13 protein-coding genes are annotated in these 15,707 nt (G+C 71.3%); 8 read left to right on the forward strand and 5 right to left on the reverse strand.

Annotated elements, in window-relative coordinates:
• Position 1: 1 nt before the first annotated feature.
• The 3 genes from ICW72_RS14075 to ICW72_RS21350 are packed head-to-tail and all read right to left on the reverse strand — an operon-like array spanning position 2 to position 5,969.
• A complete protein-coding gene (locus ICW72_RS14075; RefSeq protein ID WP_191083287.1) occupies positions 2 to 4,897 on the reverse strand; it encodes a PAS-domain containing protein in 4,896 nt (1,631 codons plus the stop codon).
• A complete protein-coding gene (locus tag ICW72_RS14080; RefSeq protein WP_408639209.1) occupies positions 4,894 to 5,823 on the reverse strand; it encodes a COX15/CtaA family protein in 930 nt (309 codons plus the stop codon). The genes ICW72_RS14075 and ICW72_RS14080 overlap by 4 nt, the downstream gene beginning before the upstream one ends.
• Positions 5,824 to 5,843: 20 nt before the next feature.
• Positions 5,844 to 5,969, reverse strand: a complete 126-nt coding sequence (locus tag ICW72_RS21350; RefSeq protein WP_408639210.1) for a hypothetical protein — start codon at positions 5,967 to 5,969, stop codon at positions 5,844 to 5,846.
• Between the two features lie 108 nt (positions 5,970 to 6,077).
• Between ICW72_RS21350 and ICW72_RS14085 the strand changes: the two genes are divergently transcribed.
• The gene (locus ICW72_RS14085; RefSeq protein ID WP_191083288.1) at positions 6,078 to 6,746 is read left to right on the forward strand and encodes a TVP38/TMEM64 family protein; all 669 of its coding nucleotides are present in this window, start codon (positions 6,078 to 6,080) and stop codon (positions 6,744 to 6,746) included.
• Here the strand turns inward: ICW72_RS14085 and ICW72_RS14090 are convergent.
• Positions 6,703 to 7,470, reverse strand: coding sequence for a glycosyltransferase (locus ICW72_RS14090; RefSeq protein ID WP_191083289.1), 768 nt, complete (start codon positions 7,468 to 7,470; stop codon positions 6,703 to 6,705). The two genes, ICW72_RS14085 and ICW72_RS14090, sit on opposite strands and share 44 nt — an antisense overlap.
• A complete protein-coding gene (locus ICW72_RS14095) occupies positions 7,467 to 9,167 on the reverse strand; it encodes an ArnT family glycosyltransferase (protein ID WP_191083290.1) in 1,701 nt (566 codons plus the stop codon). The genes ICW72_RS14090 and ICW72_RS14095 overlap by 4 nt, the downstream gene beginning before the upstream one ends.
• A gap of 267 nt (positions 9,168 to 9,434) precedes the next feature.
• On the opposite strand from ICW72_RS14095, the gene ykgO reads away from it, so the two are divergent.
• The 7 genes from ykgO to glcF all read left to right on the forward strand — a co-directional run bounded on the left by ykgO (position 9,435) and on the right by glcF (position 15,684).
• Complete coding sequence (ykgO, locus tag ICW72_RS14100; RefSeq protein WP_184382231.1) at positions 9,435 to 9,560, forward strand: type B 50S ribosomal protein L36; 126 nt, start codon at positions 9,435 to 9,437, stop codon at positions 9,558 to 9,560.
• A 134-nt stretch (positions 9,561 to 9,694) separates the two neighbouring features.
• Positions 9,695 to 10,450 carry a hypothetical protein gene (locus ICW72_RS14105; protein ID WP_191083291.1) on the forward strand — a complete coding sequence of 252 codons (756 nt, stop codon included), beginning with the start codon at positions 9,695 to 9,697 and terminating at the stop codon, positions 10,448 to 10,450.
• Positions 10,451 to 10,454: 4 nt separating this feature from the next.
• Positions 10,455 to 11,258, forward strand: coding sequence for a DUF2243 domain-containing protein (locus ICW72_RS14110; RefSeq protein ID WP_191083292.1), 804 nt, complete (start codon positions 10,455 to 10,457; stop codon positions 11,256 to 11,258).
• Positions 11,259 to 11,338: 80 nt separating this feature from the next.
• On the forward strand, positions 11,339 to 12,778 hold the full coding sequence (locus ICW72_RS14115; RefSeq protein ID WP_191083293.1) for an FAD-linked oxidase C-terminal domain-containing protein: 1,440 nt from the start codon (positions 11,339 to 11,341) through the stop codon (positions 12,776 to 12,778).
• A complete protein-coding gene (locus ICW72_RS14120; protein ID WP_191083294.1) occupies positions 12,775 to 13,944 on the forward strand; it encodes an FAD-binding protein in 1,170 nt (389 codons plus the stop codon). The genes ICW72_RS14115 and ICW72_RS14120 overlap by 4 nt, the downstream gene beginning before the upstream one ends.
• Positions 13,945 to 13,962: 18 nt before the next feature.
• The gene (locus ICW72_RS14125) at positions 13,963 to 14,385 is read left to right on the forward strand and encodes a hypothetical protein (protein ID WP_191083295.1); all 423 of its coding nucleotides are present in this window, start codon (positions 13,963 to 13,965) and stop codon (positions 14,383 to 14,385) included.
• Positions 14,386 to 14,388: 3 nt separating this feature from the next.
• On the forward strand, positions 14,389 to 15,684 hold the full coding sequence (glcF, locus tag ICW72_RS14130) for a glycolate oxidase subunit GlcF (protein ID WP_191083296.1): 1,296 nt from the start codon (positions 14,389 to 14,391) through the stop codon (positions 15,682 to 15,684).
• Positions 15,685 to 15,707 lie beyond the last annotated feature (23 nt).

A 15,707-nucleotide genomic window follows, 5' to 3' on the forward strand; every position in this document is an offset into this window, starting at 1 on the left:
TTCAGGGAAGGAGGGAGGCGTGCGGGAAGCGCAGCAGCGCGCGCGTTCCCTCGCCTTCGGCGCTGTCGAGGGTAAGGGTGCCGCCTTGCGCTTCCGTCAGCACGCGGCAGAGGTAGAGGCCGAGCCCCGCGCCCGGATAGCGGCGGGCCAGCTGGCTGTCGATCTGGGTGAAGGGCTCGAAGACGCGCGAGAGATCATCAGCCGCGATGCCGATGCCGGTGTCGCGCACCTCGATCTCCAGGCCCTTGTCGCAGACGCGCGCCGTCAGCGTGATGCGGCCGCCCGCCGGCGTGAACTTCACCGCATTGGTGACGAGGTTCAGCAGCACCTGGCGCAGCCGCTGCTCATCCGCGCGCAGACGCGGCAGCGGGCCCATCGGCACGAGGCTGAGCGTGAGCCGCCCGGCCTCCGCCGTCGGCCGCATCATGCGCTCCACACCCTCCAGCAGCGGCGGCAGGGAGAGGGTTTCCAGCGTCACGGGCAAATGGCCGGATTCGGCGCGGGTCACGTCCAGGATGTCGTCGATCAGCGTCAGCAGATGGCGCCCCGCCTCCTGGATGGCGCGGGCGAATTCCTGGGTCTGCTCGCGCGGCGCATCGCCGCTCAACACCTCGGAGAAGCCGATGACGGCATTCAGCGGCGTGCGAAGCTCATGGCTCATGGTGGCCAGGAAGCGCGACTTGGCGAGGCTCGCCGCCTCGGCCGCGGTGCGGGCGCGTTCCAGCTCGTCGCGGATGCGCCGGTCGTCGGTGACGTCGGTGTAGGTCAGCACGAAGCCGCCATCGGGCGTGGGGTCGGAGACGATCTCGAGGATGGCGCCGTCGGGCCGCCGCCGGACCTGGCGCCGGGGCGCCTCGCGCGGATGGACGATGATGGATGCGGCGATGCGCTCGGCGTCCTCGCCCTCGCCATATTCGCCGCGGGCGTGCAGCGTCTCCACCAGGTCCTTCACGGTCATGCCGGGTGCCAGCAGCCCGGGCGGCAGGTCCAGCATGCGCGACACCATGGGGTTGGCGGCCACCAGCAGCCCGTCGCCGTCGAACAGCACGATGCCGTGGCGGATGTTGTCCAGCATCACGCCCAGGATGGTGGCCCTGCGGTCGGCCTCCTCCTGCGCCTGGGCCAGTGCCGTCACATCCGTGATGGAGACGACATAGCCGCCATCGGGTGTGGGGTGGGAGGCGTTGTTCAGCACCCGCCCATCGGCCGTCACGCGCTGGTGGAATTGCGGCACGCTGCGATCCTGCTCGATCAGGTGGCGCAGCAGCGCCTCGGCCACGGCACCCGTGCCGAAATTGCCGGCCTCGAACTGCCGCCGCAGAATCTCCTCCATGCTGTGCCCGCGCAGCTCGGCCAGATCGGGCAGGCCGAGCGCCTTGGTGGCCAGGTCGTTCAGCGCGACCAGGCGACGATCCTTGTCGTAGAGCAGGATGCCCAGGCTGATGTTGTCCAGCATGGTCTGCATGATGCCGGCGCGATGCTCGGCCTCCTCTTCCGCGCGCGCCAGGGCCGTCACGTCGGCCACGGAGATGACGAAGCCCCCATCGGGTGTGGGGTCGGAGGCGATGTCGTAGCGCCGCCCGTCGGGCAGCGTGCGCTGCATGCGTTGCGGCTTGCTGCGGTCCAGGTCGCGGAAGTCGCGCTCTGTCCGGTTGCCGTCCTCCTCGTCGGCATACATGCCGCGCGCGCGCTGGGCGGCCAGGATTTCGGCATGGGGGGTGCCCGGCTTCTGCAGGAGGTCCGCCACTCCCATCAGTTCGCCGGCGAGGGCGTTGGCGGCCACCAGGCGGTGGTCGGCATCATAGAGCACGATGCCATGGCGGTTGTTGTCGAGCATGGCCTGGAGCACACCGGCCCTTCGCTGCGCCTCCTCCTCCGCCTGCACCAACGCCGTCACATCGGCCACCGAGATCGCGAAGCCGCCATCATGCGTGGGCTCGGACTGCACATCCAACACACGGCCATCGGGGTGGCGGCGCTGGTAGCGCAGGGATTTCGTGCGATCGAGCCCGGCATACTGCGCGATGAAGGCGGCCTGCGCGACGAGGTCGCCAGGGAAATGGGCCTCGGCCTGGTGCCGCAGGATCTCGGTGATGGTCAGGCCGATCAGATCGCGCTCATCGGCATAGCCGGCCAGCTCGGCCGCGATGCGGTTGGCGGCCACGGCGCGATGCTCGGCATCGTAGAGGGTGATGGTGTGGCGCGTGGCATTCAGCGCCGCCGCCAGGACGCCGGCCCTGCGCTGCGCCTCCTCTCGCGCCTCGAACAGCTCGGTCACGTCGGCGATGGTCACGACATAGCCGCCGCCCGGCACCGGGTCCGAGGCCACGTCCAGCACCCGCCCGTCCGATCCGCGGCGCTGGTATCGATGGGGCTTGCTGCGGTCAATGACGTTGAAGGCCAGGCTGGGAGGCAGGTCGGGCGGGCCTCCCTGGGCGCGCCGCGCCTGCGCGATCACCTCCGCATGGGTCAGGCCCACCGGCGTCCGCGCGTCAGGAAAGCCCGAAAGCTGCGCCGCCATGTCGTTGCAAGCGACCACCCGGCCATTGGCGTCGAAGAGGGTGATGCTGTGGCGCGAGGCATTGAGCGTGGCGGTCAGCACGGTGGCCCGCGCCTGCGACTCCTCCTGGGCCCGCACGCGCTCGGTCACGTCGGTCAGCGTCAGCACGAAGCCGCCGCCGGGCACCGGATTCGTGCGGATCTCGAGCACGGTGCCGTCCGGCCGCCGGCGCTGCCAGGCCTGGGGGGCGTCGAAGTCCCGGGCGTTGAGCTGCCGCAGCGTCTCCTCCGCCTGTTCGGGTGGGCCGAATTCACCCTGTGCGGCCTGCAGCCGCGCCATCTCGCTGCGCGTCATGCCGGGATGCAGCAGCCCCTCGATGCCGTTCAGCCGGGCGCAAAGCGTATTGGCCACCAGCAGCCGGTGTTCCGCGTCGAACATCGCGATGCCGTGGCGCATGTTTTCCAGCATCACCTGCATCATCACGTTGCGCTGCGAGACCTCGGCCTGGGCCTCCGTCAGTGCGGTGACGTCGGTAAAGGTGCGGACACAGCCGCCGCCTGGCGTCACGTCGGTGCGGACCTCGACCACGGTGCCGTCGGGCCGCTGGCGCGTGTAGGTGCTGTCGCCCTTCCAGGGCTCGGGCGTGCGGCGGCGGCGGTATTCCTCGGGGCTGAGATTGGGGCCGTGCTCGCCACGTTCGGCCTGGATGTCGCGCAGCGTGTCGAAATGCACGCCGGGCTTCAACGCCTCGACCGGCAGCCCGGCCAGGGCGGCGCCCAGCGCGTTGGCCACGCGGACATAGCCTTTCTGGTCGTAGAGGATGACGCCGTGGCGCATGCTGTCCAGCACGGTCTGGAGCATGGCGGCGCGTGACGTGGCCTCGGCCTCGGCGCGGGCCAGCGCGGTCACATCGCTGTAGCTGCGGACGAAGCCGCCGCCCGGCAATGTGTCGGTGATGACCTCGACCACCGTGCCATTTTCACCGGCCCGCCGGTACTGGTGCGGGCCGAAGAGGGGCGCGTTCAGCCAATCCTCCAGCGAGGTCTGCCGCTTGGCCAGCTGCGGGTCGCGCGGCTGGTGCTCGCCGCTCTTCTCGTATTGGCGGCGCCGCAGTTCCGAGACATGGGTGCCGCGCGCGAAATCCTCCGGAGACAGCCCGCAGAAATGCGCCGCCAGCCGGTTCGCCAGGATCACGCGCGACTGGTCGTCGAACATCACGATGCCGTGGCGCGTGGCCTCCAGCGTGGTGGTCAGCAACTGCTCGCGCGCCAGGATCTCGGCCTGGGCGGCATTCAGCTCGGAGACGTCCGCCACCACCACGACATGGCCGCCATCGGGCAGGGGCACGCTGCGATGGGCCGTGGTGCGGCCGTTGACGACGCGCTCGAAGCTGACGTGCTGGGTCACACGCGCGAGGCGCGTGGCCACCTCCTCCTCCGGATCACCGGGGCCGAATTCGCCCGCCAGGGCGCGGCGCATCATGATGTCGCGCAGATGCTCGCCCACGCGCACCTGGGTGTTGCCATAGACCTTGTGGTAGGCGGGATTGACGTAGCGCAGCACGCGGTCGGGACCGAACACCGCCACCCCCAGGGGCAGGGCCTCCAGCAGCGCGTCCTGCAAGGCGATGCGCCGCTGGGCTTCCTCGGCCGCCTCCCGTTCCTTCGTGATGTCGGTCACTTCCGCCAGCCAACCGCCCTCGGGCAGCAACTGGTTGCGGAACCGGATGGTCTGCCCGTTGGGCCGTCGCCGCTCCCACGCCGGGGCGTTGCGCCAGTCGGGGTCCTTCATCCGCTCGAGCAGCACTTCCCGCCAATTGTGCGGATGCTCGCCGCGGCGGGCCTGGGCCTCGTTCAGTTCGAGGAAGTGCGCGCCGGGCAGGGCCTCGCTGGGCTGCAGCCCGACCAGGGCGGGGAAGGCGGTGTTGGTGAAGCGCAGCCGCTGGTCGTTGCCATAGACCGCGACGCCGCTGGACAGGCGCTGGAGCACGGCGTTGAGGTCGCGCAGCTCCCGCTGGGCGCTGTCGAGCGCCTGGGCCAGTTCGGTCGTCTCGGGCAGGGCGATGATGCAGCCGCCATGTGTGAGCGGCACCTGCACCCATTCCATCCGCCGCCCGCCGGCGGTGCGCAGCCGGGCCCCGCGCCCCACCGGGGCGTCGAGCATCCGGGCGGCCAGCTCGGTCGGGTTGCCGCTGCCGAACAGGCCGGCGAAGGCCAGGATCCGCAGCGCCTCGGCGCGGGTCAGGCCCGGGCGCAGCACCTCGGGGCCGGTGTCCACCAGCCCGTGCAGGGCGGGGTTGGCGAGGATCAGCCGGTCCTCGGCGTCGAAGGCCAGCAGCGCGACCGGCAGAGCGGCCAGGATGGCCGGGCGGGGGTCGCGCGGGGCCTCGGCGTTCATCGGGGTGGGGCCCGCAGGCCGTGCCAGGCGCAGAGCCCCGCCGCGAGCACGCCCACCGCCACCGTCTGGTGCAGCGTGCCGAGCGAGACGGGAACCACATGGACCAAGGTCAGGACCCCCAGCGCGTATTGAGCCACCACCGAAGCGGCCATCACCAGCGCCGCGCTGCGCGCGAAACCGGATGGCAGGTGGCGGAAGGCTGCCACGCCGACCCCCACCGCCGCCAGCCCCGTGAGCGTGGCCAGCAGCCGGTGGTTGAATTGCACCGCCGCGAGATTCTCGGTCAGGTTGAGCCAGGCGGGCGAAAGATCCAGGTAGCCGGCGGGGATGAGCGCGCCATCCATGAGAGGGAATGTATTATAGGTGAAGCCCGCCCGCGTCCCCGCCACGAAGCCGCCCGCCAGCATGGTGGCCGCCGCAAGCCAGAAGGCCCATTGCACTTGCCGCCGCACCTTGCCGCGCCGGGCCTCTTCCGCCGCCGGCAGCGCCGCCGGCGCCGGGCGCAGCAGGCCGAGCGCGGTCCAGACCAGCAGCCCGAACAGCAGGAAGGCCATGGAGAGGTGCAGCACCAGCCGATAGGGCGAGACGGCCGTGCGGTCCGCCTGGAAGCCCGAGGCCACCATGAACCAGCCGATGGCCCCCTGCAGCCCGCCCAGGGCAAACAGCAGCCAAAGCCGGGGCATCAACTCGCGCGGGATGGCGCCGCGCGCCCACAGCCACAGGAAGGGCAGCAAATAGGCCAGCCCGATCAGCCGCCCCCAGAAGCGGTGCAGCCATTCCAGCCAGAAGATCTGCTTGAACCCCTCCATGCCGAAGCCGGCATTGAGCAGCGTGTATTGCGGCACGGTGCGGTAGAGGTCGTAGAGGCGCTGCCATTCGGCCTCGCTCAAGGGCGGCAGGGTGCCTGAGAGCGGCGCCCATTCCATGATGGACAGGCCCGAGCCCGTCAGCCGCGTGGCCCCCCGATGGCCACCATGATCCAGACCAGCCCCGCGACCGACAGCAGCCACCAGGCCACGGTGCGGGGGCGCAGGCGGGATTGGGCGGCGGCGGGAGGCGTGTCGAAGGGCATGGGCGCGATATAGGGCGTCCCGCCGCATTGGCGAACCCGGCCCGCCGCGGGGTTGTGAGGCGACGGGGCGGCTGGTAACCGCCCCCGCATGTTCGCCTCCAGGCTTCCATGACCCGCGCGGGCTGGCTGCGCCTCGCGCTGCTGGTGGGGGGCCTCGCCCTGGCCGGCGTGCTGTTGCGCGAATGGGGTGCGCTGCCCGGCACCGACTGGGCCGACCGGAACCTGCGCGGCCAGGGGCTTTCGGGCGATTTCGTATTCGTGCTGGTGGGGGCCGCGCTGACGGCGGTGGGCCTGCCGCGGCAGGGCGTGGCCTTTTTGGGGGGCTATGCCTTCGGGGCCGTGCTGGGGACCGCGCTGGCGCTGGCGGCGCAGTTGCTGGGTTGCCTGCTGGCCTATGGCTGGGCGCGCGCGGTGGGGCGCGGCTGGGCCGAGCGCCGCCTGTCCGGCCGCTTCGGGCCGCGCCTGCGCCCGCTGGTGGAGGTGATGCGCGACAACCCCTTCGGCACCACGCTCGCCCTGCGGCTATTCCCGGCGGGCAGCAACCTGGCCATGAACGCGCTGGCCGGGCTGACGGGGGTGGCGGTGGTGCCCTTCCTGGCGGCCTCGGCCCTGGGCTATCTGCCGCAGACCGTGGTCTTCGCCCTGCTGGGCAAGGGCATCCGGGTGGACGGCGCCTGGCAAATGGGGCTTTCCGCCGTGCTGCTGCTGCTGAGCGTCGTGCTGGGCATCTGGCTCATGCGCCGGCACCGGGCGGGGCGGGCGGTGGGACCGGACTGACCCCGGTCATCTCCCGTGCGCCCGGCACGCGCTTCCGCCGCCGGATCAGCCACATGACGCCCAGCATATCGTCAATGCCGACCCAGAGACGGTCGAAGAAGCCGTATTTCGACACCCCCGCCTGGCGCGGCCGGTCGCGCACATCCACGAAGACCACCCCCAGCCGCTCGCGCTTCACCAGCGCGGGCAGGAAGCGATGCAGCCCGTCGAATTGCGGCAGCGCCAGGAACACGTCACGCGGCAGCAGGGCGAAGCCGCAACCGGCATCGCGCGTCGCATCGCCCAGCATGCGCTTGCGCACGCCATTGGCCAGCCGCGACTGCCAGCGCTTGAAGGCCGTGTCCTTGCGGCCGAGGCGCTGCGCCATGACCAGCACCGGCGCGCCCGCCGCGTCATGCGCGGCCAGAAGCCGGGGAACATAGGCGGGGTCGTTCTGCCCGTCGCCATCCATCAGCGTGATCAGCGCCCCGCGCGCCGCCCGGGCGCCGGCCCGCAGCGCCTCGGCCTTGCCGGCATTGGCGTCGAGGGTCAGCAGGCGCAGGTGCGGGCGCGTGCCGGCCAAAGCGAGGATTTCCTCCACCGTGCCGTCGGTGGAGCCGTCATTCACATAGAGGATCTCGAATTCCACCACGCCGGTCAGCGCGGCCTCGATCTCCGCCACCAGGGGGGCGATGTTCCCGGCCTCGTTGCGGACCGGGATCAGGACGGTGAGACGCGGGCTCATGGCAGGCGCCGCCACAGCACCATCTGGCGCCAATGCCCACCATTCATGTTGCGGCCCTCCACCATCGTCAGGCGTTCGGCGCGCAGGCCCAGCTCCTCCAGCCGCGCCAGGAAGGCCACCTCCTGCGAGGGCTGGCCGCGCCGGCCGGGGGCCGCATCCACGAAGGCCACGCGGCAGCCCTCCAGCGCCAGGAAATCCGCGGCCTCTCGCCCGCCCGTCAGCAGGGCGTCGGTGCGGGTGAGGAAGGGGAAGCTCGGCTCCCGGTAGCCGCCCGAGGCGATGGCGGGGTCCGGGCAATGGGCCTGGGCGCGGATGGCCTCGGCCATGCGGGGGGAGAGCCAGAGGCTGTCCATCCGCGCCACCATCGGCCAGGTGCCGAGCCAGGTGAACAGCGCGGCCGCCGCCACCACCGGCACCGTCGCCACGGCGGAGCGATGCGCCACCACCACCGCCAGCATCCCCAGCCCCACGCCACCCAGCAGCGCCAGGATGGAGAGGGGTGGCAGCCAGCCCTCATAGAACCAGAAGGCCCCGCCGCCGGCCAGAAGCAGAGCCAGCGGCAGCAGCCAGAGCCCTTGCAGCGTCAGGCGCGACCACCAGCCGCGCGCCAGCACGCCGATCTCGGTCACGGCCAGCGCCACCAGCGCGGCCAGGGCCGGGTAGGTGGGCAGGACGTAGTGGGGAAGCTTGGTGGCGACGATCTCGAAGATCAGCCACATCGGCACCACGAGGCAGAGCAGCACCACGACCTCGCGCCGCCGCCGCTCGGCCCAGATCCAGGGCAGCAGGGCGGCCAGCAGGGAGGCTGCCGGCCAGAAGGTGACCCAGACCAAAGCCAGGTAGAAGCCCGGCGGTCCGCCATGGCCCTGATGGGCGTCGGCCACCTTGCCCAGCGCGTTCCAGCCCAGCGCGGTGGCGAAGAAGGCGCCCTCGGTGCGGATGGTGATGGCGATGTACCAGGGCAGGGCGATGGCCAGCAGCAGCAGCACCCCCGGCCACGGGCGCAGGGCACCCAGCCAGCGCACGCCCCGCGCCGGCAGGCAAAGCGCCACGGCGGCCACCGCGACCACCAGCAGCCCGATGGGCCCCTTGATCATGCTGCTGACGCCGAGCGCCCCCCAGAACAGCCAGGGCAGCCAGGTGGCGCGCAGCTTCATGGGGTCGAGGAAGGCGCGGAACAGCACGCCTGTCGCCGCCATGACGGTGGCAAACAGGACGGCATCGGTCTTGGCGATGCGGGCCTCCACCCCCAGCAGCAGCGTCACCCCCATCAGCGCGCCCGCCAGCAGCGCCGCCCGCCGCCCGATCAACGGCAGGAAGGCCCACCAGGTCAGCACCGTGCCCGTCACGGCGCCGATCAGCGAGGGGATGCGATAGACGCCGATGGGCGCGGCATCGCCCTGGCCGCTCAGATGCACCGCCGCCGCTTGCAGCCAGTAGATACCGGCGGGCTGCTTGTGCCGCGGCTCGTCCTGGTTGCGGATGTCGATATAGTCGCCGCTGGCCACCATCTGGCGTGTGGCCAGGGTGTAGCGTCCTTCGTCGCGGTCGGTGGGCGGCAGGGTGGCATAGCCGGGCAGGAAGGCGCCCGCCGCCACCAGCCCCACCAGCAAGGCGGCGCGCAGAGGCGCACGGCTGGCCCAGGCGATCAGCTTCAGTGCGGCCGCGATTGTGGCCGCCACGATTCGTTCCAGCATCCGGTCATCAAGCGCGGCCCGAAGTCGGGAGGGCCCGCGGCATCCTTCCAAGGCGGGGGAGGGGCCGCATGGGAGCGCCAGACGGTCCGGTGGGTGGTCCTAGCGCGGCGGCAGCCGCGCGGGAAGAGATGGTTGCGGCGGCAGCCGCGCGGGAAGGGATGGTGGCGGGAGTTGACTCCAACCACCCCTCCCGCCTATCTGCCGCATCCCGGTGCGAGGGCTTCCTTCGCGCCGCCCTGTTTCCGTTTGCCGAGTGGGTCCCGTGCCATGAAAATCCGCAACAGCCTGAAGTCCGCCAAGTTGCGGGACAAGAACTGCGTGGTCGTGCGTCGCCGCGGTCGCCTGTATGTCCTCAACAAGAAGAACCCGCGGATGAAGGCCCGCCAGGGCTGAACTTGCACGGCCTCCGGGCCTTGCGATGACAAGACAGCGCCGCTGGGGAAGCCCGGCGGCGCTTTCTTGTTTGCAACCATCATCTCCGGCGGCGGTTCTCCTGGCATCGGCATTCACCGAACAGGAGACCGAACATGCGAACTCTTTGGATCGCCGGCCTCGGGGCCGTTCTCATCAGCGGCGGCGTGGCCGCGCAGGGCATGACCTCGCCCCATGGCACCGGCGTGGACCGGCATGGCGCCGCCATGCCGCGCGCGACCGAAAGCCCCTTCCAGCGCCAGCCGGGCGATGCGCCCGACAACACGCTGCGCGGCCAGGACCCCCGTCTGACGCAGGGCCGCCTGCCGACCGGGCAGAATACGAACCAGCCCGCGCCGATTCCGCCGGGCCTGCAGGCTTCGCCCAACCAGCAGACGCCTGACCGCACGCTGGAAGCGCAGGATCCGCGGCTGCAGCAGCAGCGTGGCACCTCTCGCCAGAATGTCACGGGCGGTTCCGGCCCGGGTGGGCGCGCTGATGCCATGCCGCGTCGCCAGGCGGCCGGCGGCACTGCCGGCGCGCATGGCCGCACCGATGCGCCCCGCAACCCCGCCGACCGCGCCTATATGGGCGGTGGCATGATCCTGGAAAACGGCCGCCCTGTGCCGCTGCCGGGTGATGCGCCAGGCATGGCGTCCGACTTCCGTGCCGATGGCGTGCCGCAGTCCACCGCAAGGGGTGGCCGCATGGGCGCCACGGGCATGGGCGACATGGCGCCGGACGGGCATCGCTCGCCGCAGACCAATGTCGGCCAGACCGGCATTCGCGACCAAGGCATGGTGGGCACGCCGCAGGGCGCCTTCCCCTCCAACCCTGGCACGCCGGGCGGCCGCGTCCCGGTCGGCAACTGATCCGATGCCCCGGCCTACTCTTCCGGCCGGGACGACGGATGATGCATTGGGCCGCGCACCCGCAGGGGTGCGCGGCCTTTTGCTGCCCGGCGCCCTGTTGGGCTTTGGGTTGGGAGGCTTCTTCGATGGCATCCTCCTCCACCAGATCCTCCAATGGCATCATCTGCTCAGCCAGTTGGAAGGCGAAGCCTTCATGGACCTGCGCACCCAGGTTTTGGCGGACGGGCTGTTCCATGCCGTGATGTATGTGCTGGCCGCGCTTGGCCTCTGGCTGCTGTGGCGCCGCCGTTCGGCCTTGCCCCGGGTCGGTGCGCGGGGCCTGCTCTGGGGCGGTGCGCTACTGGGCTTCGGTGTCTGGCATCTGATGGATGCCGTATTCGTGCATTGGCTTCTGGGGCTGCACCGCATTCGTGTGGATGTGGCCAACCCGTTGCCGTGGGACCTCGGCTGGGCCATCGCCTTCGGGGTGCTGCCCGTGATGGCGGCCTCTTTCCTCCTGCGCCGGCCGCGCCGGGGCGGTGCCGCGCCCGTGGCGCTGGTGCTCGCCGTCCTCCTGGCCGGTCCGGCGGCGGCCTTTCCCTGGGGGCAGGACCGGCAAGTGGTGGCGGTCTTCGCCTCCGGTGCGGACGCGTTCGGCGCGGCGGCGGCGCTGGAGGCCAACCTGGTCTGGTCCGACGCCTCGGGACAGGTCTGGGTGATGGACCTGCCACGCCCCCGCCAGGCCTGGCGCCTCTATGGGCAGGGCGCCCTGCTGGTGGGGGGACCGGGCCTGCCGGCAGGGTGCCTGGGCTTCTCGCGCCCCTCCTGAATCCCTGATCGCGCAGTTGCGCCTTGCGGCGGGCGGGGTGCGACGACATGTTGCGGCTGGACGTTTCGCGGACAGCCAGCATGATCAGCCTGCCAGAGCCCAAGCCCGAGATCCTTGCGCGCCGCGCCTCCATCCTCGCGGATCTGGCGCGGCTGTTGCCGGCGGATGCCGTGATCGGCGAGGAGATCCGCCTGCGCCCCTACGAGACGGACGGGCTCTCGGCCTATCGCCAGATGCCGCTCGCCGTCGTGCTGCCCCGCACCACGCAGGAGGTGGCGGAGGTGCTGCGGTACTGCCACGCCAACGAAATCCGCGTTGTGCCGCGCGGCGCGGGAACCAGTCTCTCCGGCGGGGCGCTGCCGCTGGCCGATGCGGTGGTCATCGGCCTCATGCGCATGAACCGCATCCGCGAGATCAATTTCGAGGATCGCTACGCCGTCGTCGAGGCGGGTGTGACCAATATCGGCATCACCAAGGCCGTGGAGGGGGAGGGCTTCTTCTACGCCCCCGACCCCTCCAGCCAGCTTGCCTGCATGATCGGCGGGAATGTGATGATGAACAGCGGCGGGGCGCATTGCCTGAAATATGGCGTGACCGCCAACAACCTGCTGGGCGTCACCTTCGTCACCATCGAGGGCGAGGTGGTGGAGATCGGCGGCACGCATCTGGACGCCGCGGGCTATGACTGGCTTGGCCTCATCACCGGCAGCGAGGGGCAGCTCGGCATGGTGACCGAGGTCACCGTCCGCATCCTGCGCGGCCCCGAGGGCGCGCGCGCCATGCTGGCCGCCTTCGACAGTGTCGAGGTGGCGGGCAAGGCGGTGGACGCCATCATCGGCGCGGGCGTGATCCCGGTGGCACTCGAATTCATGGACAAGCCCTGCATCCATGCCTGCGAGGCCTTCGCCCATGCCGGCTATCCGCTGGACGCCGAGGCCATGCTCATCATCGAGGTGGAGGGCAGCCAGGCCGAGCAGGACATGCTGCTGGGCCGCATCCGCGACATCTGCGCGCAGTTCAAGCCCATCTCCATGAAGCTGGCCGAAAGCGCGGAGCAGTCGCTCGCCATCTGGAAGGGCCGCAAGGGCGCCTTCGGGGCGGTGGGGCGCATCAGTCCGGATTATCTCTGCATGGACGGCACCATCCCGACGGGCGAGCTGCCCTTCGTGCTGCGCCGCATCGGCGAGATGAGCACCCAATATGGGCTGGGCGTGGCCAATGTGTTCCACGCGGGCGACGGCAACCTGCACCCGCTCATCATGTTCGACGCGAACGACCCCGAGAGCTTCCGCAAGGCCGAGGCCTTCGGCGCCGACATCCTGAAGCTCTGCGTCGAGGTGGGCGGCTGCCTGACCGGCGAGCATGGCGTGGGCGTGGAAAAGCGCGACCTGATGACGGCGCAGTTCACCGCGCGCGAACTGGACCTGCAGCGCGACATCAAATCCGCCTTCGACCCCGGCTGGCTGCTGAACACGGCCAAGGTTTTTCCCCTCGAGGGCAATGCGAGGATCGCCGCTTGATCGCGCCGGGTGATGAAGCGGGCGTGGCCGAGGCCGTCCGCGCCGCCCATGCGGCGCGGGAGCCGCTGGCCATCGAGGGGCGTGGCACCAAGCGCGCCATGCTGCGGCCGGTGCAGGCCGCGCGCACCCTGTCCACGCGCGGGCTGACGGGCATCACGCTGTACCGCCCGACCGAGCTGGTGATTTCCGCCCGCGCCGGCACGCCCATCCCTGAGATCGAGGCCGCGCTCGCCGAGCACAACCAGCAGCTCATCGCCGAACCGCCCGATACGCGCGCCCTGTTCGGCGTGGAGGAACCCGCCACGCTGGGCGGCGTGGTGGGCGCCAATCTCAGCGGCCCGCGCCGCATCACCTGGGGCGCCATGCGCGACCATGTGCTGGGCATCCGCGCCGTGAACGGCACGGGCGAGGTGTTCCGGTCCGGCGGGCGCGTGCTCAAGAACGTGACGGGCCTCGATCTGTGCAAGCTGCTGACCGGCGCGCATGGCACGCTGGGCGTGCTCACCGAGATCACGCTGAAGGTGCTGCCGCGCGGTGAATCCTCCGGCAGCCTGGTGCTGCGCGTGGCGGATATCGCTTCCGGCGTGCGGGCCTTGAGCGCGGCGCTGGGCACGCCCTATGGCGTCAGCGGCGCGGCCCTGCTGCCCGAGGGCCATGGCGCGATGCAGGGCTGCCTCGCCATCGCGCGCATCGAGGATTTCGCCGAAAGCGTGACCTACCGGCTGGACCGGCTGCGCGCGGAACTCGCCGCCCATGGCGAGGCTGCGCTGCTGGGCCGCGAGGCGTCCGAGGCGCTGTGGCGCGACATCCGTGACGCCGCGCCGCTGAACCCCGCGCCGGAGGAGGCGGTGTGGCGCCTCTCCCTGGCACCCTCCCGCGCGCCCGCCGCCTGCGCCGCGCTGCGCCAGGCCTTTGACGCGAAGCTGCTGCTGGACTGGGGTGGCGGCCTCGTCTGGGTGGCGGGCCCGGCGACCGAGGCCGCGCATGGCGCCGTCATGCAGGCCGCCGCCGGCGGCAGCTTCACCCTGTTCCGCGGGCCCGACGCGCTGCGCGCCGCGGTTCCCGTCCTTCCCGCCGAGCCCCTGCCCCTCGCCGCCATCGGCGCGCGGGTGAAATCGGTGCTCGACCCCGCCGGCATTCTCAACCCCGGGCGCCTGCGCGCCTGAGCCCTAGGAGAGACGAGCATGGGTTCCCTGGCTGATGGCCTGGCGCTGCTGGCGCTGGTGCTGGTGAGCGCGATCTACATCGCCGCCTTCTTCGACGAGGTGGACCCGGACTGGGCCACGCGCTCGCTGAAGGAGCGGGTGCTGGCCATGCCGGTGCTGACCGGCGTGCTCATTGCCGTCTGGCTCATCGCGCTGCTGGGCGGCGCGTCCTGGCCCGGGCAGCTCGCCACCTGGGTGGCGGGCTGGAGCTTCATGGCCGTGCTGATGATCGCCGCCGTGCTGGGCGCGATGGTGGCGGTGGTGGGGCTTGGCCTGCTGCTGCGGCTGCGCTTCTCCGGCCCCGCGCTGGCGCTGCCGCGCCAGGTGGCGGCCGCGCAGCTGGGCCTCGCGCTGGTGCTGGTGGGTGTCGGCATGGCGCAGGCGGGAATCGGGAGTCACTGAACCTTGCAGACCAGCTTCACCGCCGAGCAGCTCCGCGACCCCGACACCGCGGAGAGCAACAAGATCCTCCGCAGCTGCGTGCATTGCGGCATGTGCACCGCCACATGCCCGACCTTCCTGCTGCTGGGCGATGAGCTGGACAGCCCCAGGGGCCGCATCTACCTCATCAAGGACATGCTGGAGAACAACCGGCCCGCGACCGAGCTGGAAGCCCGGCATGTGGACCGCTGCCTCTCCTGCCTGTCCTGCATGACGACCTGCCCCTCGGGCGTGCACTACATGCACCTGGTGGACCATGCGCGCCGCCACATCGAGGAGACCTACACCAGGCCCTTCCCCGAACGCATGCTGCGCCGCGTGCTGGGCGCGGTGCTGCCGCGGCCGGGCCTGTTCCGCGCCGCACTCACGGCGGCGCGGCTGGCGCGGCCTTTGGGTGCGCTGGTGCCGGGCCAGTCGCTGACGGCGCAGCGCCTGCGCGCCATGCTGAAGCTGGCGCCCGCCTCGCTGCCGGCGAAAAGCGCCGCGCAGGAAGCACAGGTGCATCGCGCCGAAGGCACGCGCCGCGGCCGCGTGGGGCTGCTGACCGGATGCGCCCAGAAGGTGCTGAACCCCACCATCAACGAGGCCACCATCCGCCTGCTGACGCGCATGGGCCTGGACGTCGTCATCACCCCGGGCCAGGGCTGCTGCGGCGCGCTGACGCATCACATGGGCCAGCACGACCCCGCCATGGCCGCCGCCCGCGCCAACATCGCGGCCTGGGGCGCCGAGATGGCGGGCGAGGGGCTGGATGCCATCGTGGTGAACACCTCGGGCTGCGGCACCACCATCAAGGATTACGGCTTCATGTTCCGTGCGGAGCCCGAGGCCGAGGCCGCCGCCCGCGTTTCGGCGCTGGCCATGGACGTGACCGAGGTGCTGGAGAAATTCGGCTACGCCCCCACGCGCGAGGCGCCGGGGCTGACGGTGGCCTACCACTCCGCCTGCTCGCTCCAGCACGGCCAGAAGATCACGGCGCTGCCCAAGCAACTGCTCACCCGCGCCGGCTTCACGGTGAAGGAGCCGGCCGAGGGTCATATCTGCTGCGGCAGCGCGGGCACCTACAATCTGATGCAGCCTGAGATCGCGGGGCAGCTGCGCGCGCGCAAGCTGGAGAACATCCAGCGCACGCGCCCCGACCTCATCGCCGCCGGCAATATCGGCTGCATGACGCAGCTGGGGGGCGATACGCTGCCCGTGGTGCACACCGTCGAACTGCTGGACTGGATGGCGGGCGGGCCGAAGCCGGCCTCGCTCTGAACGCCGCGCCAGGCATGGACGGC

Source organism: Roseococcus microcysteis (assembly GCF_014764365.1).
GTDB classification, from domain to species: domain Bacteria; phylum Pseudomonadota; class Alphaproteobacteria; order Acetobacterales; family Acetobacteraceae; genus Roseococcus; species Roseococcus microcysteis.

Bases quoted from the DNA above. Each gene is read 5' to 3' on its own strand.
- ICW72_RS14075 (WP_191083287.1), bottom strand. From the start codon at position 4,897: ATGAACGCCGAGGCCCCGCGCGACCCCCGCCCGGCCATCCTGGCCGCT.
- ICW72_RS14080 (WP_408639209.1), bottom strand. From the start codon at position 5,823: ATGGAATGGGCGCCGCTCTCAGGCACCCTGCCGCCCTTGAGCGAGGCC.
- ICW72_RS21350 (WP_408639210.1), bottom strand. From the start codon at position 5,969: ATGCCCTTCGACACGCCTCCCGCCGCCGCCCAATCCCGCCTGCGCCCC.
- ICW72_RS14085 (WP_191083288.1), top strand. From the start codon at position 6,078: ATGACCCGCGCGGGCTGGCTGCGCCTCGCGCTGCTGGTGGGGGGCCTC.
- ICW72_RS14090 (WP_191083289.1), bottom strand. From the start codon at position 7,470: ATGAGCCCGCGTCTCACCGTCCTGATCCCGGTCCGCAACGAGGCCGGG.
- ICW72_RS14095 (WP_191083290.1), bottom strand. From the start codon at position 9,167: ATGCTGGAACGAATCGTGGCGGCCACAATCGCGGCCGCACTGAAGCTG.
- ykgO (WP_184382231.1), top strand. From the start codon at position 9,435: ATGAAAATCCGCAACAGCCTGAAGTCCGCCAAGTTGCGGGACAAGAAC.
- ICW72_RS14105 (WP_191083291.1), top strand. From the start codon at position 9,695: ATGCGAACTCTTTGGATCGCCGGCCTCGGGGCCGTTCTCATCAGCGGC.
- ICW72_RS14110 (WP_191083292.1), top strand. From the start codon at position 10,455: ATGCCCCGGCCTACTCTTCCGGCCGGGACGACGGATGATGCATTGGGC.
- ICW72_RS14115 (WP_191083293.1), top strand. From the start codon at position 11,339: ATGATCAGCCTGCCAGAGCCCAAGCCCGAGATCCTTGCGCGCCGCGCC.
- ICW72_RS14125 (WP_191083295.1), top strand. From the start codon at position 13,963: ATGGGTTCCCTGGCTGATGGCCTGGCGCTGCTGGCGCTGGTGCTGGTG.